Here is a 17,418-nt window from a genome sequence, read left to right on the forward strand (position 1 = left end):
AAAATACAGCGACCCGATAAACGATCACTAGTCGATTTAGAAAAATCACACTACCGGAGGCCCGCGGTTACCGGCAAGCAGTATTTCAATGCTGTTGTAAACGGGCACATATTCGCCTGTTTCACAAAAGCTTGTTAAAGCAAAAAAGTAGAACTGATGATGCTGCAAAAACAATTGCAGATTGCCGTGTTGCACACAAATTGGACAACTGTCTTCAGATATTTTCGACTTGTCTTTTTGCGCGTAATGCTTATGCAGTTGCGGGGTTACTTTGTGCGTATGCGCAAAAACAATTACCTGCCCTGTTATAAAAAAAAACAGCAGTAATATTGATGTCGATATTTTTGCGGCGCGTTTGGTCAAAGCAATTACAGTACAAATATAAACTGTAAGTGTGTGCGCTTTGCATATTATTTATTAATCCAACACTTTTATTACAAAGTATTTAAAAATGAGTGCCACTTCTCTTAAAAGTAAAAAGTTTACCTGTAATTTTGCTTTAAACTAAAACCTAATACACTTGCAACGTGTAATTAGCGTATGCCCGCATCTAAAACTCCAATTTATACAGCGCTTGCTGCCAACCTGCTCATAGCCGCAACAAAGTTAACAGCTGCAATATTTACGGGCAGTTCAGCAATGGTGTCGGAAGGTATTCATTCCTTAGTTGATACCAGCAACGAAGTACTACTGCTGCTAGGCATACGTAAAAGCCAAAAGCCTGCCGATGCTGTGAGGCAGTTTGGCTACGGTAAGGAACTCTACTTTTGGTCGTTTGTGGTGTCACTTTTGTTTTTTGCCCTTGGCGGGGGCTTTTCCATATACGAGGGCATTGAGCATTTGATGCACCCGCAGCATGTTAAAAACCCTATTTGGAATTACATTGTGCTTGGTATAGCGTTTATATTCGATGGTATATCGTTTATAACTGCTTTAAAGGAGTTTAAACGTCAGCGCGGAGATACGCCTTTTTGGAAGGCAGTACACGTAAGTAAAGATCCATCAACCTTTGTGGTACTTTTTGAAGATGCCGCCGATGTTTTAGGTATCCTGATAGCGTTTACAGGGATATTGCTTGGTCAAATTTTAAACAACCCATATATTGATGGCATTGCCTCGGTTATGATTGGCCTGCTTCTTACGGCTGTAGCCATTTTGCTGGTACGCGAAAGCCGCAGCCTGCTCATGGGTGAAAGCGCATCGGCAGAGGATCTGCATGCAATTACCTGCATCATTGAAAACAACAATAACGTACAGCAGGTGCTATCTCATCAATCAATGTACCTTGCTCCCGAAGAAGTGATTTTGGTGCTAAAAGTAAGGTTCGCCGAACGCTCAATTGTTGAGGATTTGAGTAAGACCATAGAAGCACTAAAGAAAAGTATACAAAATAAGTATCCTCACTTTAAGCAGATTTACATTGAAATAGGGTAATTTATTTGGGCTATAATATGCCTGCCTTTTCCAACTCTGTTGCCATTTGCGTTTGCAGCTTTAAGGCTTCGGCACGGGCAGCTTCGGCAAAATCTTTTCCGTTTGATGCATAAATAATTGACCTGGAAGAATTCACCAGCAAACCGCATTCACTTGTCATACCATACCGGCATACATCTTCAAGGCTTCCACCTTGGGCACCCACACCCGGAACAAGCAAAAAGTTGTTTGGCGCATGCTTACGTATGTTTTCAAACTCCTGCCCTTTGGTAGCGCCAACAACAAACATTATTCGGTCGGCTCCTGCCAGGGTATTTACCTTGTTAATTACGGCTTCATGTAACAAACCTTCGTTAGTTTGCAGGTATTGAAAATCGTGGCTTCCAACTGATGATGTAAGCGCCAGCACAATAATCCACTTACCTTCGTAAGCAAGGTACGGTGTGATACTGTCATGCCCCATGTAAGGTGTTATGGTTATGGCGTCAAAACCCATTCCGCTGGCTTTTTCATCAAAAAAAGCACGGGCATAACGGTCGCTGGTGTTACCAATGTCGCCGCGTTTGGCATCAATAATACTCAGGCAGTTTTTAGGCAAATACTCGTAAGTTTTAATGAGGCTTTGCAAGCCCTTTACGCCATAAGTTTCGTAAAAGGCAGCATTTGGTTTGTAGGCCACACATAAATCGGCGGTGGCATCAATAATACGCTTGTTAAATTCAAATATTGGGTCTTCAAAATCATGCAAAAAATCGGGTATCTTATCTAAATCGGTATCTAAGCCAACGCATAAAAACGATTTCTTTTGTTTAATCTGATCGATGAGTTCCTGACGTGCAAGCATATTTAAGAAAAGTAAAATATTTTACCGGGCAAAAAAACTAAAAATAGCCCGAAGTGTTAGCCTTGTGTAACTATTTTTTAAATTAATTGTATAAAATAAAATTAATGGTTACTATTGCAGCGTTTCCGAATAAATTTTTCTTGCACTAAAGAAAAGTTGTTAAAATCCCACGTTGCTTTTAAAACATTAACTTTTTAATCAAGGTGCGTTACAGCAGCAAGACTAATTTTCTTTATACAACAAACAATCAAAATATTATCCCTTTTTGAATTTTTAATTCACCTCCATGCCCGATAAACTTGAACTGAATGACAAGCTAGTGTCTGAATTGCGCCAAATGGCCAAGGACCTGGGTATTGCCGAAGCAGACGAACTGCGCAAGGCTCAGCTTGTTACACGCATAACCGAACAACAACAGCTTATAGAAACCGCAAGGGAACAACAAGCTACTCTTGATACTAATTATAGTAACGGTACTGATACTGCTCAAAGTGCCGCCGCTCCGGCTGCTGAAGCAGAAAATGACGATAAACCACGCAAACGTACGCGTAGCGTAAAGGCTAAAACTCCTGCCGCAGAAGCAGAGGTTACTGCAGCTGCTGATTTATTTGCCGCACCCGAGCCTATTGTACAGGCTGAAACTGCAATTGCAGGTACACCAAATGATGTACAGGCAATTGAAACCGTTACCGAAAACACGCACACACCGTTTGCGGCACCACTTGCCGAACAAGCAACACGCACGCGTACGCAAAAATTTGAGCGTGAGCGCCGTCCGCAGGGAAACCCGCGCGAAGGACAAAACCAGCAACGCGAGAATCAGCAGCCTCGTGAAAATAATCATCAGCAGCGCGAGAATAACCAACAACGTGAAAACGGTCAGCAACGCGAAAACAACCGCGAGCATAACCGCGACAATAATCAAAATAAAAAGGAAGAGATAAACCTTGATTTTGATAACGTTATTGTAAACGAAGGCGTTTTAGAAATTATGCCTGATGGTTACGGTTTCCTGCGCTCGTCTGACTATAACTATCTTACCTCTCCTGATGATATTTATGTATCACAATCGCAAATCAAATTGTTCGGATTGAAAACCGGCGATACCGTGAGAGGTAGTATTCGTCCACCAAAAGAAGGTGAGAAATACTTCCCGCTGGTGCGTGTAGAAGCCATCAATGGCCGTATACCTGCCGAGGTTCGTGATCGTGTTCCATTTGATCACTTAACGCCTCTGTTCCCGTCGGAGCGCTTGAACTTGTTTACTGATGGCAGCAATTATTCAACCCGTATTATGGACCTGTTTTCACCAATTGGTAAAGGTCAGCGTGGTTTAATTGTGGCGCAGCCTAAAACAGGTAAAACCATGCTTTTAAAGGATGTGGCTAATGCAATTGCAAAAAACCATCCGGAGGTATACCTTATTATATTACTGATTGACGAACGCCCTGAGGAGGTAACCGATATGGCCCGCAGCGTACGCGCCGAGGTGGTTTCATCAACGTTTGATGAGCCGGCCGAGCGCCACGTTAAAATTGCCAACATTGTGCTTGAAAAAGCGAAACGTATGGTAGAGTGTGGTCATGACGTTGTTATATTGCTCGACTCTATTACCCGTTTAGCGCGTGCTTACAATACCGTAGCACCTGCATCAGGTAAAATACTATCGGGTGGTGTTGATGCCAACGCATTACACAAGCCAAAGCGCTTTTTTGGTGCAGCCCGTAACATTGAGGATGGCGGTTCATTAACCATTATTGCTACAGCACTTACTGAAACCGGCTCTAAAATGGATGAGGTTATCTTTGAAGAATTTAAAGGTACCGGTAATATGGAGCTGCAACTGGATCGTAAGTTATCTAACAAACGTATCTTCCCTGCTATTGATATTACTGCATCAAGTACCCGCCGCGACGATTTGTTGTTAGACCGCGAAACCCTGCAACGCATATGGATTCTTCGCAATCACCTTGCCGATATGAATTCAATCGAATCGATGGAGTTTTTACAGGCACAAATACGTGGCACCAAATCAAACGAAGAGTTTTTGGTATCAATGAACTCATAAGGTTCACAGGTTGATGGCAACATCAATCATAAACTGAAAATATATAATGCCATTTCGAATTGCTGTTCGGAATGGCATTTTGATTTAAGAACACTTCATCATTTAGGATGATATTTGATAAAAGCCATGCAAACGGCGTTTATGTTAAAAAGGTAGTAATAACAATATTGGTCAAGTGTTACTGATAATTATGGCTTATTTGATGGCACTGCAAACATCCACATTAAAATACCGTTAGGATTTAAAGCCAATGCCACAATGTTTATACATGGTTAATATTATTTGGCTATCTTCAACGCCGAAATGAGGAATCGCGTTCAGAAACATGTACCCAACGCCATTACCTGTGCCAACCTGTTTAGCGGATGCGTGGGAATAGTTTTCGTTGCCTTTCAAGACAACCTTATATTTGCATCATACTGCATTTTCCTGGCAGCTATTTTTGATTTTTTTGACGGCCTGGCTTCCAGGGTACTCAAAGCATTTTCAGTTATAGGAAAAGATCTTGATTCGCTAGCCGATGTGGTAAGCTTTGGGGTACTGCCCTCTTTTATTATGTACCGTTTATTTCTACAGGCGCCTCAAATATCGGGAGTAAGCACCTATTTAAATTACATAGCATTTCTTATACCTGTATTTTCGGCATTAAGGCTGGCAAAATTCAACAACGATGAGCGGCAGTCTGATAGTTTTATAGGCCTACCCACCCCTGCTAATGCTATACTCATTGGTTCGTTTCCGCTTGTACTTAAAGACAATGTTGACTTCTTGTCGGCATTTATACTTAACCCATTCTTTTTAGCCTTTTTTGTGCTTATAATGTGTACGTTGCTGGTAATTGAATTACCATTGATGTCACTCAAATTTAAGAACCGCGATTTTCAACGAAATATTTATCGGTATATCTTACTCCTATTGTCGGCAATTCTGATATTGTTTTTTAAATTTGCCGCAATTCCGGCGATTATAGTAATGTACATCGCCTTATCAATCATTCAAATAAGATTTGCCAGATAGTATGAAATTCCAGGCCGAAATTGACGTAATGCCAAAAAAAGAAATTCTTGACCCGCAAGGTAAAGCTGTTACCGGCAGCATGAAAAACCTTGGACTGGCCGAAATTCAAAACGTACGCATTGGCAAGCACGTATCATTAGAAATTGAAGCAGACACTCAGGAAGCTGCTGAAAACAAAGTAGAGCAAGCTTGCAAAAGCTTACTGGCTAACCTTATTATGGAAAGCTATAGCTTTACAGTTACCGCTGTATAGTTTCATAACCTTTATAAAACATCGAAATTACTGTCATTTTGATTAGTAGTTGAATTAATCAATGGTATCCACCATGTAAGAAACACACCTACCAATCAAAATGACTTTTCTATTTGCAGTCGCCACAACGCCTAAGCTTGCGTGTGTATTTTGATCATACGCAAAAAAAATACGCATTACCTGCGTCTCACTTTCAATTACGAACTGAATTCAAAACAGCCTTAAGCGCTTTTTTCAGCTCTTATTTTTTCCAGCTCTGCAAGGTTAGCTTCAATAAGCACTTTAGCGTTTTCAAATTTTTCTTTTAAAACCTGAGGCTCCGGAGCGCCATTTTTAGCTATGTGCTCAATATCCTGCATCATACCCTGCGTAGTATGCATACCAAAAAATCCAAGATTGGGTTTAAGCTTGTGCGCTGCAGCGCCGGCTGCCGCCCAGTTTTCACTGCTTATAGCGCTACCAATTTCGGTAACAAGCATTGGAGTTTGCTGTAAAAACATATCTATGGATTCTACAATAAACTCGTCGCTGCCGTCAGCTATCTCGTATAAAAAGGTTAGGTCAAGGTCTGCTTGGTTCTCAGCCATATAAATTTACAATTGTTATTCAAAAATATATTTTTTTTACATCCGATTTATCCTGCAAATCACTTTTCAATTTATTAATTGTGGTTTGCAGCAAAGGATGTACAAAGTTTGGTGCAATTTCGGCAAGTGGTTCAAGAGTAAAGCGCCTGTTATGCAACTCCGGGTGCGGAACAACCAAATTAGGTTTATTAATGATCTCATCACCGTAAAACAAAATATCAATATCAATGGTACGGGCTCCCCACTTCTCCAACCGCTCGCGGCCAAGTAATAACTCAATTGCAAGAATGTTGTTTAACAAATCTTCAGCGCTTAACTGGGTTTGTATTAGCAACACCTGGTTCAAATAGTCGGGCAAATCAGTCTTTCCCCAGCTTTGGGTTTCGTAAATGCCCGATTTTGTTTGTATGCTTCCGGCTTGGGCACTAATGTAATCTGCCGCTTGCTGTAAAAACATTTGCCTGTTGCCAAGGTTACTTCCCAACAGTAAATAAACGCTTACCATGTTGTAACAAATATTATATTGTATGCTCTAAACATTATATTGTACTCAATTATTAAGTTTGCATAGTTAAATTATTTAATATAGTTAATGAAACAATTTTTCAAGTTCGTACTGGCTACTGTAGTGGGCATTGTTATAGTTTGTGTAATAATGCTATTTGTAGTAATAGGCATAATAGCTGCCGCCGCCAGCGACGGTGATGTTAAAGTGGAGGACAACTCTGTTTTAAACGTATCTTTTAAAACTAACATTCCTGAACGTACACCTAACAATCCGCTTGCCGGGCTCGACTTTCTGGGCTTTAGTGATGATAAGCAATTAGGATTGAATGATATTTTATCAAGCATAAAAAAAGCTAAGACTGACGATCATATTAAAGGTATATTTATTACTGATAGTTACCTGATGGCCGGACAGGCAACCGCCCAGGAAATACGCGATGCTCTTATCGACTTTAAGAAATCAAAAAAATTTATCATTGCTTACTCCGAAGTTTATACCCAAGGCTTTTACTACATGGCTTCTGTAGCTGATAAGGTTTATATAAACCCCAAAGGTATATTTGAGTTTGCGGGCATGAGTTCACAGGTTACTTTCTTTAAAGGTGCGCTTGATAAACTGGGCATTGAAGCACAAATAATTAAAGTAGGAACCTATAAAAGTGCCGTAGAGCCGTTTTTTCTTGATAAAATGAGCGATGCAAACCGTCAGCAGGTAACAGCCTACCTCGGCTCATTGTATAACCAGTTTTTGGGCGGTGTTAGTGCAAGCCGTAAAATTAACAAAGACAGCTTGTACGTTATAGCCGACCAACTAAAAGTACGCTACCCTGCCGATGCGCTTAAATATAAACTGGTTGACGGATTAAAATACAAAGACGAGGTTTTAAACGAACTTAAGAAACTTACCAATACCGACTTAGACAAGAATTTAAAAGGTGTTGACTTACCGGCCTATGCAAAAAGCAGCGGCGCCGATGATGATGACAAAGATGTTGATTCATCAAACCAAATTGCTATGATATACGCATCGGGCGAAATTAATGGCGGCGAAGGTGATGACAACAGCATAGGCTCTGACCGTATTTCGGCAGCCTTACGTAAAGCACGCCTTAGCGATAAGGTAAAAGCAGTTGTTTTGCGTGTAAATTCACCAGGTGGCAGTTCACTAGCTTCGGATGTTATATGGCGAGAAGTAAGCCTTACCAAAAAGGTAAAGCCTATTATTGTATCAATGGGCGATTACGCTGCATCGGGCGGTTACTATATCTCATGTGCGGCCGATTCTATATTCGCTCAGCCAAACACTGTAACCGGTTCAATAGGCATATTTGCCATTCTTCCTAATATGCAAAAACTGCTTAACGATAAGCTGGGCATTACCTTCGACGGCGTTAAAACAGGTAAATATGCCGATCTGGGGGATGTAAGCCGTCCGCTTACTGCTGATGAACGCGCCATTTTGCAAGACCAAATTAACAATGGCTATGATGATTTTACCAAGGCAGTTGCCGATGGTCGTAAAAAAAGCCAGGCTTATATAAATACCATCGGTCAGGGCCGGGTATGGACAGGTGAGCAAGCACTTAAAATTGGATTGGTTGACAGGCTTGGCAACATCAACGATGCCATTGCCAGCGCCGCCAAAAAAGCTAAAATTAAAAATTACAAACTGGTTGCCTACCCTGAGCAAAAAGGTTTCTTTAAAAGCATGAGCGATGATGTGCAAACCCGTGTAAAAACAAACCTGCTGCAAAAAGAGCTTGGTGCTAATTACGCTTACTATAATCAGCTTAAAACACTGCAAGGCATGATCAGGGTTCCGCAGGCACGCTTGCCATTTGTTGCCGAACATTGGTAGGCTAACAACTTACTTACTTTGGAACAATAAGCATTGCTTACCGTTTTAATGCCGGGCATGCTTCTTTAGTTCCAACAAAATACCAACAAAAGCTGTTCATTGAGAATGGCTTTTGTATTTTTACAACCATTCTGCTGTTATGGAAAATAAACCTATTGCCGGTCAACTTAAACTGCTGGCCAAATTAATGGAACTGCATGGCGAAAACGAGTTTAAAACACGCTCGGTTGCCAATGCCTCTTTTACCATTGATAAGCTGCCCTATAAAATTGCCGACAAAAGCTTTGAAGAAATAACGCAAATTAAAGGTGTAGGCAAAAGCATTGCCGCTTACATCAAAGAGCTTTTAGAAACCGGTTTATTATCTGATTTACAAGACCTGCTTAAGGCCACTCCCGATGGTGTAATTGAAATAATGAACATCAAGGGCATCGGGCCTAAAAAGGTTGCCGTAATATGGAAACAACTGGGTATTGAAAACACAGGCGAATTATACTATGCCTGTAATGAAAACCGGCTTGCCGAGGCAAAAGGATTTGGCTTAAAAACACAGGATGAAATTTTAAAAGCCCTTGAATTCAGAATGGCAAGCAATGGCAAGTTCCTGTATGCACAGGCCCAGCACGAAGCCAAAGAATTAATGGTTTTACTGAAAGGCATGTTTCCTGGCGCGCTTATAGAGTTTGCCGGAGATTACCGCCGTTGCTGCGAAGTAATATCTGAGTTAGTAACTGTTCTTGGCAGCCGCGATGCGGAGCTGGTAATAAGCTCGCTCTCGGTATCAACTATATTAAACAACATAAACGTTAACAATTGCGAAGTAAGCGGCGAAACAGCAAATGGCTTACTGGTAACCATAGTAGTTACCGACAAACGCTTTTTTTATCGCGATTTATTTACTTACACTGGTAACGACAGGCATGTGGAGGCAGTGCTATCGCGCATTGTTGATGCCATTGACCAGCCTGATAACGAAGAATTTATATATAAAAAGGCAAGCCTTCCCTGGATGCCACCCGAGTTACGCGAGGGTACAAACTTTATAAACAAAGCTGCCGTAAACTTTTTACCCGATTTGATTGATTATTCGGACCTAAAGGGCACCTTGCACAATCACAGTACCTGGAGCGATGGTATAAACACCCTTGAAGAAATGGCCTTATTTTGCCGCAACGAGCTTAAATTGCAGTATTTAGGCATATGCGATCATAGCAAAAGCGCTGTTTACGCCAAAGGACTGAGTATTGAAAGGGTATTGCAACAACACGACGAAATTGATCAATTAAACAGCACTTTTAAAGATTTTCATATTTTCAAAGGGATAGAATCGGATATCTTGGGCGATGGTTCGCTTGACTATCCTAATGAAATCCTTGAGAAATTTGATTTTGTAGTTGCTTCCGTTCATTCAAACTTAAAAATGGATATTGATAAGGCAACAAAACGTATTATAAAAGCAGTTGAAAATCCATACACTACCATATTGGGCCACCCTACCGGCCGCCTGTTGCTGGGTAGAGAAGGATACCCGCTGGATTTTGAAAAAGTTATTGACGCCTGTGCAGCTAATAACGTAATAATTGAAATAAATGCCAATCCACGCAGGCTTGATCTTGACTGGCGGTGGTGCCAGTATGCCATATCAAAGGGTGTATTATTATCAATTAACCCCGATGCACACCGCGTTGAAGGTTTCCATGATATGCATTACGGCATATTATCGGCACGCAAAGGTGGCGTTACAAAAGAGAATTGCCTTAACGCACTATCATTACAGCAAATTAGAGAGAAATTTGAACAGCGTAAAGCTACTATCACTACCGTATAATGAGACCTGAGCTTGAGCACATACTTCTAAGTAAAGTAACAGACCTGCCATCACTACAACAAAGAATTAACGAGTGGAAGCAGCAAGGCCAAAAGGTAGTGTTTACAAACGGCGTTTTTGATTTGGTACACATTGGCCACATCAGCTATCTTAACAAAGCTGCACAATTGGGTAACAAACTTATAATCGGGCTAAATGCCGACTCATCCGTAAAAAGGCTAAAAGGCGAAACACGACCGGTAAATAATCAGGATAGCCGGGCGGCGTTGCTTGCAGCATTCTTTTTTGTAGATGCCGTAGTTTTGTTTGATGAAGATACACCTCATAATCTGATCAGCACCCTCCTTCCTGATATTTTGGTTAAAGGTGCCGATTATGAAATTGAGAATATTGTTGGTGCAAAAGAAGTGCTTGCCAACGGTGGCGAGGTACAAACCATAACTTTTGTTGAAGGCTATTCTTCCACATCAATCATCCAAAAAATCAGGAATCAACAATCCTGAAGCATAACTGCAGGTAAATGAAAATTCTGGTAATAAGGTTTAGCTCCATGGGCGATATAATTTACACTACCCCGGTAGTGCGTTGCCTTAAAGAGCAAATTCCAGGTGCGGAAGTTCATTTTTTAACCAAACCGGCATTCAGATATATTTACGATAACAATCCATACGTTGACAAACTGTTGCTACTAAAGCGTAGCTTGAGTGATACCATTAAGGACATTAAAGCTGAGAAGTATGACATACTGGTTGACTTGCATTCAAACCTGCGAACGCGCTTAATAAAAATACGTACCGGCCTTAAGGCTTACACTTATAATAAGCAACGCATACGCAAGTGGCTAAGCTTAAAATTCAATCTTAACCTTGTACCACCTGTTCACCTGGTTGACCGCTACCTGAAAGCTGTAGCTCCGCTGGGAATAAGCAATGATGGAAAGCCTATTAATTATTATATAAAAAAAGAATACTCCCTATTAAACTTACTGCCCCCAACCCATCAGGCTGGTTATGTAGTTTTTGTGATTGGGGCAACGCATAACACCAAGCGTATGCCAAACCATAAGGTTGCGCAAATATGTCAAAACATAAATCAGCCCGTTATGCTCTTAGGCGGAAACGATGTAAAGGCTAACGGCGATGACATTACTGCCAGTGCAGGCTCGCATGTAATTAACCTTTGCGGCGCTACAACTTTAGACGAATCTGTTTTCCTGGTATCAAAAGCGCGTTGTTTATTGGGGTTTGATACTGGTCTTACTCATATTGCCGAAGCTTTCGATATACCCATAGCATCCATTTGGGGCAGTACCGTGCCCGAGCTTTTGGGTGTACAGCCTTATAAAGTAAGTAAGGCACTTGTAGCCGGTGTTGATTTACCATGCCGTCCATGCTCAAAATTTGGCCAGGAAAAATGTCCGCTGGGGCATTTTAAGTGTATGCAAGAAATAAGTAATGAGCTGTTAATAAATTTTATTAAAAGCTGTTAAACGCTTAATAATGACGTGATAAACGCAGCCAATATTTATTTATATTTGCTCCATAAGCTTTATCGCATTTTATGAAAAAATCTCTACTAACCCTTGTGGCTGCAGTAAGCTGTTTTACTGCGTCAGCACAATTCCGTAACACGTCAAGCCCTACATTTGGTATAAAAGGCGGTGTAAACTTTGCAAGTGTGACAATTTCACAAAACGGCTCATCATCTGATTATGGCAGTGGTACCCTTACATCATTTTCAGCAGGTGTATTTGCTGATTTACCACTTAGTGAAAAATTCTCGGTACAACCGGGCTTATTCTACAGTGGCAAAGGCTACAAAATCAAAGTTAATTTTGACATGGGTTCTGCATTTAACATCAATGCAGAAGAATCATTAAAGCTGGCTTATATCCAACTTCCGGTTCATCTCCTTTATAACGCTGATGCTAATTTTGGCAGGTTCTTTTTTGGAGCAGGTCCATTTGCAGCAGCTGCTATAAAAGCCAAAGGTAAAATTAGCGGAGACATCTCATTGGGTGAAGAATATGGAGGTGAATCAGGCAGCAATACTTCCGAACAAGACCTTGAAATTGGCAGTAATGGAGTTATTAAGCGCTTGGATTATGGTGTAACCGGCCTTATTGGCGTTAGGTTTAATAACGGCATATCATTGAGTGCCAACTATGATTATGGCTTGGCTGACATTTATAACAATTCGGTAAGTCAAAAAATGAAAACCCGTACCATCGGACTTTCTTTAGGCTATTCTTTTTAAAAATATTAAGCGTTAAACCTTAACATACTGCTACAGTCTCAACTACATCAATTAACATACTTTATCACAACACAAATGAAAAAACTCATTTTAGCCGCATTTTTAGCAGGCTCATTCTTTACTGCTTCGGCACAATCAAACACAACTTTCGGCGTTAGCGGCGGCGTTAACTTTGCAAAAATCACAGCATCGGTTGATGGTGTTTCGGGATCAGGTTCAAGCGGTACCTTAACTTCTTTTTCGGTAGGTGTATTTGCTGATGCGCCAATTGGGAACAACTTTTCTATCCAACCAGGTTTATATTATACCGGTAAGGGCGGAGCATCTGACGATGGCGGCGATGGCAAACTGAAACTAAGTTACCTGCAGGTTCCAATAAACTTTCTTTACAATGCTCCTTTTGGCGGCGGTAAGCTTTTTGTAGGTGCAGGCCCTTACGTTGGTATTGGCTTAAACGCTAAAACAACAAATGGAAGGCAAAGCGTTGACCTTGAATTTGGTACCGATGTAAAAAGAACCGACGTTGGAGCAACCGGCTTATTAGGTGTTCGTTTTGACAATGGTTTACTTTTAAAAGCTAATTACGACTTAGGTTTAACAAATATTTTAGGCGATAACGAGATTGGCGTATCATCTAAAAACCGCGTAATTGGTTTATCAGTAGGTTTCACATTCTAATAAAAATACAATAAACGCAAACGGCCGGCTTTTATCAAGCCGGCCGTTTGCGTTTATCAGGTTTTGTAATTTATATAGATTAAGCAAATTAAACGTACTGCCAATTGAATTTTATTTTGACTGTATTGAAACGATTGACGGGTATTTGCTATTTTTATAGTAAATGAAGAAGTTACTGCTGATTAGACATGCTGAAGCGTTACCGCATTCAGAAAAGGGTGATTATCACAGGCCGCTATCTAAAAAAGGAGAGGCGGATGTAAAGGACCTGGCTCAAAAGCTTGGTGCCAATAACCTGGTACCTGAACAAATTATTTGCAGTGCGGCTTTGCGAACGCAAACTACTGCCAACATACTGGCAACTGCTTTTAACATGAATAACCTTAAGGCAACGGAGGCAATTTATGAAGCCAGCGAGCACACCTTGCTTCGCGAAATCAATCATTTTTCAAATGCTTATGACTTTACAGCCATGGTGGGGCACAACCCTGGCATAGCTTACCTGCTGCTCAACTTAACGGGCAAAGTGCGTGATGTACCACCCTGCACCGCCATCACTATAGTATTTGAAGACGCCGACAGTTGGCAGGAAATAACGCATGAATCGGGCGTAATAACATGGTATGCAACGCCATTATAAGAGATTTCAAACATCTCAATAAAAAAATTCAGATATCAGTTAAATAGCCCCCGCTTAAGCTATTACATAAGTTTTGCCCGGCCGGGCATTAATATAACCCTGCATCTCCATGTTAAGCAGGTTCATGGCTAGTGCGCTAACAGGCATATTCAATTTAATGCTTAAATCATCAATTGCTACGGGCACAGTACTATTTTGCAGCATATGCCATATGGCTTGTTCCTGTTCACTCAAATCAATTGGCAACATAAACTGCTTAGCGGAAGGCTTGCTGTCCAATTGAACATCCCACCCCATTAAATAAGCCAAATCGGCTGCGCAACTTAACAAACCAGCCTTATGGTTCCTAATAAGAAAATTACAACCTTCAGAATAGGTATCATTTACACGCCCTGGAAACGCAAACACATCCCGGTTATATGAATTGGCAATTTCGGCAGTAATTAGTGCTCCCCCTTTTATGCCTGCTTCCACCACAACAGTTACATCGGCCATGCCAGCCACAATTCGGTTACGCTGGGGGAAATTTTCCCTGTCGGGCTTGGTGCCTGATGGGTACTCGCTAAGCAAGCCGCCGTTAAGTATCATTTTATCAGCAACGCCCCGATTTTGGCTGGGGTATAGTCGGTCTAAACTATGGCCTAATACACCAATGGTTGGCAGGTTAAGTCTCAGGCTTTCCTTATGCGCCGCTACGTCAATACCCAGCGCAAGGCCGCTTACTACCAACACGCCGTATTGCTGCAAATTTTCAAGCAGCTCTTTGCATAGCTGCCGTCCATAGTCAGTAGCATTACGCGTTCCAACAATGCTTACTACACGTTGGTTGTTTAAGTCGGCATTTCCTTTACTGTAAAGTAAAATAGGAGCGTCATTACAATTCTTGAGCTTTTTTGGATATCGATCATCGGTATAGAAAATAACATCAATACCGTTTTTCTCAACAAATTGAATTTCCTGCGTAGCCTGATCAAGGGCTGCATTAAGGTTTAGGCTCTCAATGGTTTTATGACCTATGCCCGGCACACGCTTAAAACGCTGTACCGATCCATTGAAAACCTCATCAGCACTGCCAAAATATGCCAGTAACGATTTTGACAAAGTAGGCCCGATGCCCTTAATAAGTGATAAAGCTATTTGGTGTTTAAGTGTCATGATGCAGCCGCAAGATAATACCTCGTACCAATTTACCCGTTAGGGTAAAAAAATTTTTTTAGAAAAACAGCTTATTTAATAGACTAAAGCACATTTGAGTAACAAAACTATCAAAATAGTTTGCAAACTATAAAAATAGTAGTACTTTCGGCTATTCAAACTACAAAAGCAGTTTGCAAACTATTTTGATAGTTTTAATAAACTACCGTTATAGTTTGCTCTAAAAACAGGAAAACGATAATGAAAGAATTAACCAAGGCCGAGGAACAGGTAATGCAGATTTTGTGGAAGCTTAAAGAAGGTATTGTAAAGCAAATACTCGATCAAATGCCTGACGATCCGAAGCCTGCGTACAACACGGTAAGCACGGTGGTACGCGTACTTGAAAGCAAGGGATTTGTTGACCACAAAGCATACGGAAATTCACATGTGTACTTCCCTACCGTTAGTGAAGACCAGTACAAAAAATTTGCTTTTGATAAAGTGATTAAAAGCTACTTTAACAACTCTTACAAAAGCCTGGTATCATACCTGGTAAAAGAGCAAAAGCTAAACCTTAGCGAGTTGGCGGAATTAATTTTATTGGCTGAACGCAGTCGCAAAAAAAACAGTGATGATTAATTTTTTGCAGTATATGCTTGAGGTAAACATTTACCTCGCCCTTGCTTATTTGGGTTACTGGGCGCTATTGCGCCGGCAAACATTCTATAACGCAAACCGGGCTTACTTGCTTGTTTCCATTGTAGTTTGTTTTATAATTCCGCTGGTACAAATAAGCTTTGGAGCACGGCAACCAAGCGTAGCTACCCAAGTAACAATACAACAAAGCACAACGCAGGTGTTGACGGCTGCCGCACCCAATACCGCAGATGATGCTTTATTGGCGCCTTTTAAAGCCCTCACAGCGCTTTATTCAACCGGAGTGACACTCTCGCTTGTTTTATTACTTTCAAAGCTTTACAAGCTCTTAAAATTAATATCTGGAGGCAAGAGAAGCAAAGGCGATGGTTACATGCTTGTGCAGGTGCCTGAAACGCCATCGCCGTTTTCATTTATGAGCTATGTATTTGTAGGTAATGAAGACCAAATGCAGCCTGTAATTTTGAAGCACGAATTGGTTCATATTAACCAAAAACACAGCTATGACATACTCTTCCTGGAGGTGGTAAAGGTAATTTGCTGGTTTAACCCAGTTGTATACCTGCTGCAAAATAGCCTCAAAACAATTCATGAATTTGAGGCCGACCGCCTTACGGCGGGAAAAACTGAGCAGGATAGCTATGTTGACTTTTTGATTGCCCAGGCTTGCCAAAATAGCGGCCTCAGCGTTGCCAATCACTTTTCTGAAAAAAACCTTTTAAAATCAAGAATAATGAAGCTCTATCAAAAACGCTCAGGTAAATTAGCCAGGCTAAATTACCTCATGGCCCTGCCCTTATGCGCAGGCATGCTATGCGCCTCATCGGCCGCATTTAGTAAAGAATATGGATTTAAAGTTGAGTGGGGAAAAGCTGCTTTAACCACCGGGTCAAACGCCAAAGCGATAGCCTCAACCATTGACTCGTTGAAAAAGTTACGCTTAAAAGTCATCAGTGGCAATACCACCACAGTAACTGATCAACTTAAAGTGAATGGCGCCAGCGGCAAGCAACTTGTATACACCGCTCAAAATATCACCGAAAACGACAAAAGAAACTTAAAAGAAAAGTTTGGCATCAAGGTGGAAACTATAAGCGCTGAGAGCAATACAACCAGCATAATGGCGCTACCCCCGCCTCCGCCAGCTACCTCGCGCAATTCATCTAAATACAAGTTACCACCGCCACCGCCACCAATTGAAGGTAATTTAAAGGATGAAGACTTAACAGCAGGTGAGAAAACCAAACTTAAAAACGAAGGTAAATTGGTAACCTATTCGTTTCAAGAATTGCTTAAGCATGTAAACAGAAACATGCGCTACCCTGCTCAAGCGCAAAAAAATAACGTTACAGGTACACTGCTAACAAGCTTTAGGGTAGATGACAACAGAGAAGTATCAGACGTTACTATCAAACAAAGCGCAAATCCAGTTCTTGATTCTGAGGCGAAAAAAGCAATATCTGGCTACAAAGGAAAAGTGGTTGCTAAACCGGGAATTTATACAATGCGGTTAAGCTTTAAACTTCAGTATCCGGATGGTAAAACGTCTGATAGCTATGAAAGCAAAAGTGAATTGGAAAGGCCTACCGCAGGTACAATCATCATAACTGCAGAAGGCGATAGCATTTAGATTTTAGTTTAATTAACACACATT

General features: G+C 41.1%; 18 protein-coding genes. 13 read left to right on the top strand and 5 right to left on the bottom strand.

Annotation, left to right across the window (positions count from 1 at the left end):
• Positions 1-45: 45 nt before the first annotated feature.
• Positions 46-363, bottom strand: a complete 318-nt coding sequence (locus tag QZ407_RS16755; protein WP_295773189.1) for a hypothetical protein — start codon at positions 361-363, stop codon at positions 46-48.
• A 177-nt stretch (positions 364-540) separates the two neighbouring features.
• On the opposite strand from QZ407_RS16755, the gene QZ407_RS16760 reads away from it, so the two are divergent.
• On the top strand, positions 541-1,434 hold the full coding sequence (locus tag QZ407_RS16760) for a cation diffusion facilitator family transporter (RefSeq protein WP_295773192.1): 894 nt from the start codon (positions 541-543) through the stop codon (positions 1,432-1,434).
• Between the two features lie 10 nt (positions 1,435-1,444).
• Here QZ407_RS16760 and pyrF read toward each other — a convergent pair whose 3' ends face one another.
• Positions 1,445-2,278 (bottom strand): orotidine-5'-phosphate decarboxylase, encoded by an 834-nt coding sequence (gene pyrF / locus QZ407_RS16765; RefSeq protein ID WP_295773195.1) that lies wholly within the window; start codon positions 2,276-2,278, stop codon positions 1,445-1,447.
• 286 nt (positions 2,279-2,564) lie between these two features.
• On the opposite strand from pyrF, the gene rho reads away from it, so the two are divergent.
• The 3 genes from rho to purS all read left to right on the top strand — a co-directional run bounded on the left by rho (position 2,565) and on the right by purS (position 5,616).
• Positions 2,565-4,346: a transcription termination factor Rho gene (rho, locus tag QZ407_RS16770; RefSeq protein ID WP_295773198.1), complete on the top strand. Its 1,782-nt coding sequence runs from the start codon at positions 2,565-2,567 to the stop codon at positions 4,344-4,346.
• Positions 4,347-4,649: 303 nt separating this feature from the next.
• Positions 4,650-5,363: a CDP-alcohol phosphatidyltransferase family protein gene (locus QZ407_RS16775; protein WP_295773201.1), complete on the top strand. Its 714-nt coding sequence runs from the start codon at positions 4,650-4,652 to the stop codon at positions 5,361-5,363.
• Between the two features lies 1 nt (position 5,364).
• The gene (gene purS / locus QZ407_RS16780) at positions 5,365-5,616 is read left to right on the top strand and encodes a phosphoribosylformylglycinamidine synthase subunit PurS (protein ID WP_157539555.1); all 252 of its coding nucleotides are present in this window, start codon (positions 5,365-5,367) and stop codon (positions 5,614-5,616) included.
• Positions 5,617-5,837: 221 nt separating this feature from the next.
• Here purS and QZ407_RS16785 read toward each other — a convergent pair whose 3' ends face one another.
• Both QZ407_RS16785 and folK read right to left on the bottom strand, forming a co-directional pair.
• Complete coding sequence (locus QZ407_RS16785) at positions 5,838-6,203, bottom strand: Hpt domain-containing protein (RefSeq protein WP_295773207.1); 366 nt, start codon at positions 6,201-6,203, stop codon at positions 5,838-5,840.
• Positions 6,204-6,222: 19 nt separating this feature from the next.
• A complete protein-coding gene (folK, locus tag QZ407_RS16790) occupies positions 6,223-6,708 on the bottom strand; it encodes a 2-amino-4-hydroxy-6-hydroxymethyldihydropteridine diphosphokinase (protein WP_295773208.1) in 486 nt (161 codons plus the stop codon).
• A gap of 87 nt (positions 6,709-6,795) precedes the next feature.
• Between folK and sppA the strand changes: the two genes are divergently transcribed.
• The 7 genes from sppA to QZ407_RS16825 all read left to right on the top strand — a co-directional run bounded on the left by sppA (position 6,796) and on the right by QZ407_RS16825 (position 13,970).
• Entirely contained in the window at positions 6,796-8,568 is a 1,773-nt protein-coding gene (gene sppA / locus QZ407_RS16795; protein WP_295773210.1) for a signal peptide peptidase SppA, read from the top strand.
• A gap of 139 nt (positions 8,569-8,707) precedes the next feature.
• Entirely contained in the window at positions 8,708-10,396 is a 1,689-nt protein-coding gene (locus QZ407_RS16800) for a DNA polymerase/3'-5' exonuclease PolX (RefSeq protein ID WP_295773212.1), read from the top strand.
• Positions 10,396-10,899: a D-glycero-beta-D-manno-heptose 1-phosphate adenylyltransferase gene (gene rfaE2 / locus QZ407_RS16805; protein WP_295773214.1), complete on the top strand. Its 504-nt coding sequence runs from the start codon at positions 10,396-10,398 to the stop codon at positions 10,897-10,899. The genes QZ407_RS16800 and rfaE2 overlap by 1 nt, the downstream gene beginning before the upstream one ends.
• 17 nt (positions 10,900-10,916) lie before the next feature.
• Complete coding sequence (locus QZ407_RS16810) at positions 10,917-11,885, top strand: glycosyltransferase family 9 protein (RefSeq protein ID WP_295773217.1); 969 nt, start codon at positions 10,917-10,919, stop codon at positions 11,883-11,885.
• Positions 11,886-11,956: 71 nt separating this feature from the next.
• A complete protein-coding gene (locus QZ407_RS16815; RefSeq protein WP_295773219.1) occupies positions 11,957-12,652 on the top strand; it encodes a porin family protein in 696 nt (231 codons plus the stop codon).
• A 75-nt stretch (positions 12,653-12,727) separates the two neighbouring features.
• Positions 12,728-13,330: a porin family protein gene (locus QZ407_RS16820; protein WP_295773222.1), complete on the top strand. Its 603-nt coding sequence runs from the start codon at positions 12,728-12,730 to the stop codon at positions 13,328-13,330.
• A gap of 163 nt (positions 13,331-13,493) precedes the next feature.
• The gene (locus tag QZ407_RS16825) at positions 13,494-13,970 is read left to right on the top strand and encodes a histidine phosphatase family protein (RefSeq protein ID WP_295773225.1); all 477 of its coding nucleotides are present in this window, start codon (positions 13,494-13,496) and stop codon (positions 13,968-13,970) included.
• 54 nt (positions 13,971-14,024) lie between these two features.
• On the opposite strand, the gene dprA is transcribed toward QZ407_RS16825, so the two are convergent.
• Positions 14,025-15,125 carry a DNA-processing protein DprA gene (gene dprA, locus QZ407_RS16830; protein ID WP_295773229.1) on the bottom strand — a complete coding sequence of 367 codons (1,101 nt, stop codon included), beginning with the start codon at positions 15,123-15,125 and terminating at the stop codon, positions 14,025-14,027.
• Positions 15,126-15,365: 240 nt separating this feature from the next.
• On the opposite strand from dprA, the gene QZ407_RS16835 reads away from it, so the two are divergent.
• A complete protein-coding gene (locus QZ407_RS16835) occupies positions 15,366-15,746 on the top strand; it encodes a BlaI/MecI/CopY family transcriptional regulator (protein WP_157539566.1) in 381 nt (126 codons plus the stop codon).
• Positions 15,739-17,394: a M56 family metallopeptidase gene (locus tag QZ407_RS16840; protein WP_295773232.1), complete on the top strand. Its 1,656-nt coding sequence runs from the start codon at positions 15,739-15,741 to the stop codon at positions 17,392-17,394. The genes QZ407_RS16835 and QZ407_RS16840 overlap by 8 nt, the downstream gene beginning before the upstream one ends.
• Positions 17,395-17,418: the final 24 nt, after the last annotated feature.

The sequence above is a fragment of the uncultured Mucilaginibacter sp. genome, from assembly GCF_913773635.1.
GTDB lineage: Bacteria > Bacteroidota > Bacteroidia > Sphingobacteriales > Sphingobacteriaceae > Mucilaginibacter.